Raw genomic sequence first — 7,419 nt, 5'->3', positions numbered from 1 at the left:
CGCGGCGGCGGGGCCGCGCCGGGACGGGGCCGCGGTGCCGCCGGGCCGTCGCAGCGCTCCCCGGGACGCCCCCGCTACCAGCGCACCGGCAGGTGGCGGGTGCCGCGGATGAGCAGGCCCGGCACCCAGTCGAAGGCGCGGTCCGGCTCGTCCAGGGCCAGCTTCGGCGCGCGTTCGAGCAGGGAGCCGATGGCGATCCTCGCCTCCAGCCGGGCGAGCGGCGCCCCCAGGCAGAAGTGGATGCCGTGGCCGAAGGCCAGGTGCCCGGCGCCGCCCTCCGCCGACCTGCGGATGTCGAAGGTGTCCGGCTCGGCGAAGCGCCGCGGGTCGCGGTCCGCGGAGGCGAGGCCCACGAGGACCGGCTCGCCGGCCGGGATCTCGGTGCCGCCGAGGAGGACGGGCTCGGTGGTGAAGCGGAAGGTCGCGTTCTCCACCGGGCCGTCGTAGCGCAGCATCTCCTCGATGGCGCCGTCGAGCAGGTCCGGATCGGCGCGCAGCGCGGCGAGCTGGTCGGGGTGCTGGAGCAGGGCGCGGACACCGTTGGAGATCAGGTTGACGGTCGTCTCGTGGCCCGCGACGAGCAGGATGAAGGCCATCGCCCGCACTTCTTCGGCCGAGAGCCGGTCCTCCCCCTCCGCCTCCGTGCGCAGCAGCCCCGACAGCAGGTCGTCGCCGGGCTCGGCGCCGCGCCGCCGGGCGATGAGCGCGTCCAGGTAGTCGCGCATGGCCAGCACGGAGGTCCGGGAGCGCTCGGCGTCCGTGGGCGCGACCACGTCGTTCGACCACGCGCGGAACGAGTCGCGGTCCTCGTGCGGCACGCCGAGCAGCTCGCAGATCACGGTGATGGGCAGGGGGAAGGAGAGCGCGTCCACCAGGTCGGCGCGGCCCGCCGGCAGCATCGCGTCCAGCAGACCGTCGGTGATCTCCTGCACGCGCGGCCGCATGGCGGCCACGCGCCGGGGCGTGAACTCCTTGGCGACGAGGCGCCGGAGGCGGGTGTGGTCGGGCGGATCGGAGATCAGCACGTGCCGCCCCATGATCCGGTCCTCCTCGTCCTGGAACGGGGAGCTCTTCGCGAGGCGGGGGTCGCCGAAGGCCGCGCGGCACTCCTCGTACCCGACGATCAGCCAGAACCGCCAGCCGTCGGCGCCGCGCACCTCGTGGACGGGACCGAGTTCCCGCATCCGGGCGTAGAGCGCATACGGGTCCGCGGTGAAGTCCGCGCCGAGGTCGGCGAGTTCGAACGTAGCCATCGCCCCAGCCTACGTCCGGGCCGGCCGGAAGCGGGCGATCCCCGCCCGGCGGGTGGTTACGGGAACGTGATGCACGTGTCTGGTTCTCGCCGGTCCCTCGTGGTTAAAGTAGCCACCACGAATTAATCTCAGCGTGAGAGGAATTGTGGCAACTACCTCGCTCCCCCGCACGTCCAACCGCAGCGCCGTGCTCGCGGCCCTGCTCTCCGGCACCGAGATGGACCGTCAGCAGCTCATCTCCGACACCGGGCTCAGCCGCGCCACGGTGTTTCGGATCGTGGACGACCTGATGGCGGAGTCCCTCGTGCGCGAGGGCGCCAGGGTGCTGCGCGACGGTCCCGGCCGGCAGTCGACGTCCGTGGCCTTCGACGACCGCTCCGCCCTCGTCTGCGGAATCGACCTCGGCGGCACCAACTGCCGCGTGGTGGTGGCCGACGCGCTGGGCCGCGCCGTCATCAGGAGCCGGGACGCCACGCCGCGCGACGCCGGCGCGGACGAACTCGCCGCGTGGGTGGCGGGCCGGGTCGCCGACCTCGTCGCCCGCTACGGCGACGGCGTGCCCCTGACGACCGTCACGATCGGCCTGCCCGGTGTGGTCACCGGCGACGGCCGCAGCGTCGTGGCGTCCCACAACCTCGGGCAGATCACCGGCACCCGGTTCATCGAGGCCGTCTCCGCGCGGTTCGGTGTGCCCACCGTCGTCGGCAACGACTCCAACCTCGCCCTGCTGGGCGAACTCCAGTACGGATCGCTGCCGGAGAGGGAGACCGCGGTCCTGCTCGCCATGGGCACCGGCCTCGGCTCCGCCGTCTCGCTCGACGGCCGGGTGCTGGTCGGCAGGACCGGCCTCCTCGGCGAGTTCGGCCGTCTTCCGCTGCCCGGCCGCGACCAGCGGCTGCGCGATCTGCTCTCCGGCGCCGACCTCGTCGCGTACGCGCGCGGCCGGGGCGCGGACGTGCCCACCGCGCAGGCGCTGTTCGCCGAGCCGGAGAAGCACGCGGACCTGCTCGCCGAGGTGCACGGCGCCCTCACCCACCTGGTGACGGTGGTGGCGCTCGCCTACGAGCCGGGCACCGTGGTCCTCACCGGCGGCTTCTCCGAGTCCTTCGGGGCGGCCCGGCTGGCCGAGATCAGCGACCGGGTCGCGGAGGCGGTGGGCGTGCGCAGCGTCGTGCGCAGGGCCGACCTCGGCGATTCGGCCGGGCTGCTCGGCTCCATGGCCTCCTCCCTCGGCCGGTACTACGAGTCCCTCGGCGTGAGCACCGCGCACGCCGCCTCCGTCGCCGTCGACCGCGACCTGGTGGTGGGCCGCCTCGACGCGTGCCCGACCGCGCCGGGTGCCGCCGGGCACGACGCGACCACCCGCACCACGCACGACGACCAGATGGCAGAAGGGTGAGAACAATGAACCGATCCCGGATACGGTGTGCGCTCGCGGCGCTCCCGGTCCTCGCGCTCACGCTGACGGCGTGCGGCTCCGGTGGCGGCGGGGGCGCGAAGGCCGCCTCCGACCACCGGCTCACGGTCTGGATGATGACGGGCGGGCCGGGCGACAGCCCGCTCGTCAAGGACGTCGACGCCCAGTTCGAGAAGGCCCACCCCGGCATGAAGGTCGACGTGCAGGTCCAGCAGTGGGACGGCGTCGCCACCAAGATCACCACCGCGCTCGCCAGCGGCAACCCGCCGGACATCGTCGAGATGGGCAACACGCAGACCCCGTTGCAGACCTACTCCGGCGGGCTCGCGGACCTGACGAAGGACAAGGCGTCCTTCACCGGTTCCGGCAGCTGGCTCAAGGGCCTGTCCGGGCCGTCGGAGTTCGACGGCAAGCTGTACGCGGTTCCGCTCTACGGCGGCACCAAGGTCGTCATGTACAACAAGAAGATGTTCGCCGACGCGGGCATCAAGACCCCGCCGAAGTCCGTCGCGGACATGGAGAAGGCCTGCGCCTCGCTGGCCGGCGCGAACAAGGGGACGGCCAACTTCTCGGGCTTCTACCTCCCCGGCCAGTACTGGTTCAACGGCATGCCCTTCCTGTTCGCCAAGGGCGGCAAGGTGGCCTCCCAGAAGGACGGCAAGTGGCGGGCCGAGATGACGTCCTCGGCGAACCGGGCCGGCCTCACGGCCTGGAAGACGTTCCAGAACACCTGCTCCACCCCCTCCTCCGTCGGTGTGAACACCGACAGTCCCGACCAGGACCAGCTCTTCGCCGACGGCAAGGCGGCCATGGAGTACGTCAAGGCGTGGGAGCCCGCGGCCGTCGTCGAGAAGAACCCGAAGATGAAGGACGACATCGGCTTCTTCGCGATGCCCGGCTACACCGCCGGCAGCACGATGCCCGTCATCGTCTCCGGCTCCACGATCGGCATCGCCGCCGCCAGCCCCGACCGCAAGGCCGCCGAGGACTGGCTGCGGATCATCACCGGCAAGCCGTTCCAGCAGAAGATGGCACTGGAGCTCAACCTGCTGCCCGTCTCACCGGACTTCACCCCGCCCGGCGTGCCCGAGCAGCTGACCGTGGCCTCCGAGGCCGGCAAGCTCAGCCAGGCGCTGCCCAACAGCCCGGGCGAGGCCACGCTGGAGACCGAGCGCTACAACGAGCAGTTCTTCTCGAAGATCGCGAGCGGTGCGGACATCGCCTCGTCCTCGGCCGCGTACGACAAGCACGCGACGGACGCCTTCAACTCCCTGAGCAACTGACGACGTCGGGACGCCTCATGGCAATCACTGAGAAGCGGGGCCCGGCCGGCGCGCCGCCGCGGGCCCGCCGCACGGGGCCGCCGGGCGCGCGCCGGCCGGCACGGCGCCACCTGCTGCCCTGGGCCATGGTCGCCCCGGCGCTGGCCGCCCTGCTGCTGGTCCAGGGCTATCCCCTGGTCCGCCTGCTGGTGCTGTCCACCCAGGACTTCGGGCCCCGGTCGCTGTTCACCGGGCAGTCGGACTTCGTCGGCCTCGGCAACTTCACCCGGATCTTCGCGGACTCCGACTTCCTCGGTGTGCTGGTGCGCACCGTGGTGTTCACCGTGCTGTGCGTCGCCCTGCTGATGGTGCTGGGCTTCCTCCTCTCGCACCTGCTCATGGGCGTGTCGGCGTGGGCCCGCGTGGTCACCACCGTCTGCCTGGTGCTGGTGTGGGCCATGCCGATGGTGGCGGCGACGCTCGTGTGGCAGTGGATGTTCCAGCCGCAGTACGGCGTCGCCAACTGGCTGCTCACGCAGGTGAAGGTGTTCGGCGACCTGTCGGCGTACGACTGGTTCTCGCATCCGGTGCCGGCGCTGGCCCTGATCATCGTGCTGACGGTGTGGAAGGGGCTGCCGTTCGTGGCGCTGACCCTGTTCGCGGCGCGCGGCCAGATATCCGAGTCGCTGTACGAGGCCGCACGGCTCGACGGCGCGGGGACCCTCCAGATGTTCCGGCACATCACGATCCCGATCATGCGACCGGTCCTGGCGATCCTCACGATCCTCGAGGTGATCTGGTCGGTGAACTCGTTCACACCGATCTGGGTGCTCACCCAGGGCGGTCCGGACGGGGAGACCACCACGCTCGGCGTGTACGCGTACATCACGGCGTTCAGCCGCAACCAGTACGGCAGCGGCGCGTCGGTGGCGGTCGTCACCGTCGTGATCCTCGCGCTGTTCTCCGTCGCCTACGTCCGCAGGCTGTCCCGGCAGGGGGAGGTCGCATGAGTGCCCCGACGACCCCGACGCGCTCCCCGGCGCGGCGGCGCCGCACCGTCAACAACACCATCGCGATGGCGGTCTCGGCCGTCGTGGTGTTCCCGGTGTACTGGATGGTGGCCACCGCCCTCAAGCAGCGCGCCCACATCCTCAGTTCGGTGCCACAGTTCTTCCCCTGGCCGATGAGTCTGGAGAACTTCACCCGCGCGCTCGACAAGTCGGGCTTCTGGACCTTCGTGCGCAACTCGCTGACCGTGACGCTGTCGTCGGTGGTGCTGTCCCTGGCCATCTCGCTGTTCGCGGCCGTCGCCATCGCCAGGTTCCGCTTCGCCGGGCGCAAGGCGGTGCTGACGATCCTGGTGCTGGTGCAGATGGTGCCTGCGGCGGCGATGGTCATCCCGGTGTACCTGATGCTGCGGTCCATCGGCGCCCTCGACTTCGTCCCCGGCCTCGTGCTGACGTACATGACCTTCGTGCTGCCGTTCACGATCTGGACGCTGCGCGGCTTCGTCGAGGCGGTGCCCGTCGAACTGGAGGAGGCCGCGCTCGTCGACGGCTGCGGGCGCCTTCAGATGTACGTCCGCGTGCTGCTGCCGCTGCTGATGCCCGGCATCGTCGCCACGTCGATCTTCGCCTTCGTCAACGCGTGGGACGACTACATCTTCGCCTACGTGATCATGAAATCTCAGAGCAACTACACACTTCCCGTGTGGCTGGTGTCCTTCAAGACGTCGGAGAGCGTCGACTACGGCGCGATGATCGCGGCCTCCACGATCTTCTCCATCCCCGTGCTCGTCTTCTTCCTGCTGGTGCAGCGCCGGCTGGTGGGCGGCATGACCAGCGGCGCCGTCAAGGGCTAAGCGCGGCGCGCCGCCGCACCGCGCCGGCCACCGCGTCGCCGGCCACCGCACGACGAACAACTCCAAGGTGAGGAAAGAACCATGACCGAGCTGTCCCGGCTCGCCCACGGCGTGCTGTTCCCCGCGCTCGGACGCAGGACCGTCCCCCGCTGGGCCCGGGCCCGCGTCGCCGAAGGGCTCGGCGGCTTCGTCCTGTTCGGCAAGGACATCGCGTCCGCCGAGCAGGTTCGCGAACTGACCGCAGGCCTGCACGGGCTGCGTGAGCACGTCCTGCTCTCCGTCGACGAGGAGGGCGGCGACGTCAACCGGCTGGAGGGCTTCGGCGGCACGTCGGTGCCCGGCAACCACGCCCTCGGCCGCCTCGACGACCCGGCGCTCACCCGCGAGGCCGCCTACCAGATCGGCCTGTCGCTCGTGGAGGCCGGCATCGACTGGGACCTGGCCCCGGCCGTCGACACCGCCGTCAACCCCCTCTCCCCCAACGGGATCCGCACCTTCGGCAAGGATCGCGCGCTGGTCGCCCGGCACGCGGCGGCCTGGGTCGAGGGCCTGCAGGCGGCAGGTGTGAGCGCCTGCGCGAAACACTTCCCCGGCCACGGGCTCAGCTCGACGGACGCACACCTCGGCACGCCGGTCGTGGACCTGTCCCGCGAGGAGCTGGTGGACCACTACCTCGACCCGTTCCGCGCGGCCGTCGCCGCCGGGGTCGACAGCATCATGGTCTCCCACGTGCACCTGACCCAGCTGGACGACGTGCCCGCCACGATCAGCCCGGCCGTGCTGACCGGGCTGCTCCGCGACGAGCTGGGCTTCGACGGCGTGGTCATCACCGACGCCCTGGAGATGCACGGCATCAGCGACGTGGCGAGCCTGCCCGAGGCGGCCGTTCGGGCGATCGCCGCCGGCGCCGACGCACTGTGCCTGGGCGCCTGGGCGTTCGGCGACGACGTCGACGCGGCGGCCCGCGCGCTGGTCGCCGCCGTCGAGGACGGCACGCTGCCCGAGGAGCGGCTGCGCGAGGCCGCCGCACGGCTCGCCAGGCTCGGCACACGGCCCCGCGCCACCGGCGTGCCGCACGACGACACGGTCGGCGAGCGGCTCGCCCGGGACGTGGTCGAGGTGCACGGCGAGGCCGTCCTCAAGGGCCGCCGCGCCCTCGTCGTACGGCTCGACCCCACGCATTCGCCCGCGCAGGGCGGCGCGAACTGGGGCGTGGAGGAGCCCCTGCGCGCGGCCGGCATCGAGGTCGAGGCGCTCGCCGTGGCCGGCGACACGTACAACGCCGAGGGCATGATCAGGGCGGAGATCGGCCTGTATCTCGACGAGTTCGGGCCGGACGCCGATGTGGTGCTGCTCGTGCGCAGCTCGCACCGCTTCCCCTGGCAGCGGCCTGTGCTCGAGGAGCTGGAGCGCCGCCACCCCGGCTGCGTCGTGGTGGACATGGGCGTGCCGGGCGACGACTTCGGGGGCTTCCGGGGCTGGGTGCGCACCTTCGGCGCCTCGCGGGTGTGCGCCGGTGCGGCCGTCGACGTCCTGCTGGGCACCCGGTGAGCGGCGCGCCCCGCAACGCGCTGGGGGCGCGGGCCGCGGGCGGGCGCCGGTGAGCGCACCCGAGCCGCGGCCCGG

6 protein-coding genes are annotated in these 7,419 nt (G+C 72.0%); 5 read left to right on the top strand and 1 reads right to left on the bottom strand.

Annotation, left to right across the window (positions count from 1 at the left end; genetic code table 11):
• Window positions 1–74: 74 nt before the first annotated feature.
• Window positions 75–1,253 carry a cytochrome P450 family protein gene (locus L1885_RS19945; protein WP_235798528.1) on the bottom strand — a complete coding sequence of 393 codons (1,179 nt, stop codon included), beginning with the start codon at window positions 1,251–1,253 and terminating at the stop codon, window positions 75–77.
• A 145-nt stretch (window positions 1,254–1,398) separates the two neighbouring features.
• Here L1885_RS19945 and L1885_RS19940 point away from each other — a divergent pair, with 145 nt between their 5' ends.
• The 5 genes from L1885_RS19940 (at window position 1,399) to L1885_RS19920 (ending at window position 7,344) form a co-directional block, all read left to right on the top strand.
• The gene (locus L1885_RS19940; RefSeq protein WP_235798527.1) at window positions 1,399–2,652 is read left to right on the top strand and encodes an ROK family transcriptional regulator; all 1,254 of its coding nucleotides are present in this window, start codon (window positions 1,399–1,401) and stop codon (window positions 2,650–2,652) included.
• Between the two features lie 5 nt (window positions 2,653–2,657).
• Window positions 2,658–3,953, top strand: a complete 1,296-nt coding sequence (locus tag L1885_RS19935) for an extracellular solute-binding protein (protein ID WP_235798526.1) — start codon at window positions 2,658–2,660, stop codon at window positions 3,951–3,953.
• A 17-nt stretch (window positions 3,954–3,970) separates the two neighbouring features.
• Window positions 3,971–4,942: a carbohydrate ABC transporter permease gene (locus tag L1885_RS19930; protein WP_235798525.1), complete on the top strand. Its 972-nt coding sequence runs from the start codon at window positions 3,971–3,973 to the stop codon at window positions 4,940–4,942.
• Window positions 4,939–5,793, top strand: coding sequence for a carbohydrate ABC transporter permease (locus tag L1885_RS19925; RefSeq protein ID WP_235798524.1), 855 nt, complete (start codon window positions 4,939–4,941; stop codon window positions 5,791–5,793). The genes L1885_RS19930 and L1885_RS19925 overlap by 4 nt, the downstream gene beginning before the upstream one ends.
• Window positions 5,794–5,874: 81 nt before the next feature.
• On the top strand, window positions 5,875–7,344 hold the full coding sequence (locus L1885_RS19920) for a glycoside hydrolase family 3 protein (protein ID WP_235798523.1): 1,470 nt from the start codon (window positions 5,875–5,877) through the stop codon (window positions 7,342–7,344).
• Window positions 7,345–7,419 lie beyond the last annotated feature (75 nt).

It is taken from the genome of Streptomyces fuscigenes (assembly GCF_021556455.1).
GTDB classification, from domain to species: Bacteria; Actinomycetota; Actinomycetes; order Streptomycetales; family Streptomycetaceae; genus Streptomyces; species Streptomyces fuscigenes.
Note: the sequence above shows the minus strand (reverse complement) of the source record. Positions and strands in the feature narration are given on the sequence as shown.

What these genes read in the sequence shown, in the direction of transcription:
- L1885_RS19935 (WP_235798526.1), top strand. Translation starts at nt 2,658, where the DNA reads ATGAACCGATCCCGGATACGGTGTGCGCTCGCGGCGCTCCCGGTCCTC.
- L1885_RS19945 (WP_235798528.1), bottom strand. Translation starts at nt 1,253, where the DNA reads ATGGCTACGTTCGAACTCGCCGACCTCGGCGCGGACTTCACCGCGGAC.
- L1885_RS19925 (WP_235798524.1), top strand. Translation starts at nt 4,939, where the DNA reads ATGAGTGCCCCGACGACCCCGACGCGCTCCCCGGCGCGGCGGCGCCGC.
- L1885_RS19920 (WP_235798523.1), top strand. Translation starts at nt 5,875, where the DNA reads ATGACCGAGCTGTCCCGGCTCGCCCACGGCGTGCTGTTCCCCGCGCTC.
- L1885_RS19930 (WP_235798525.1), top strand. Translation starts at nt 3,971, where the DNA reads ATGGCAATCACTGAGAAGCGGGGCCCGGCCGGCGCGCCGCCGCGGGCC.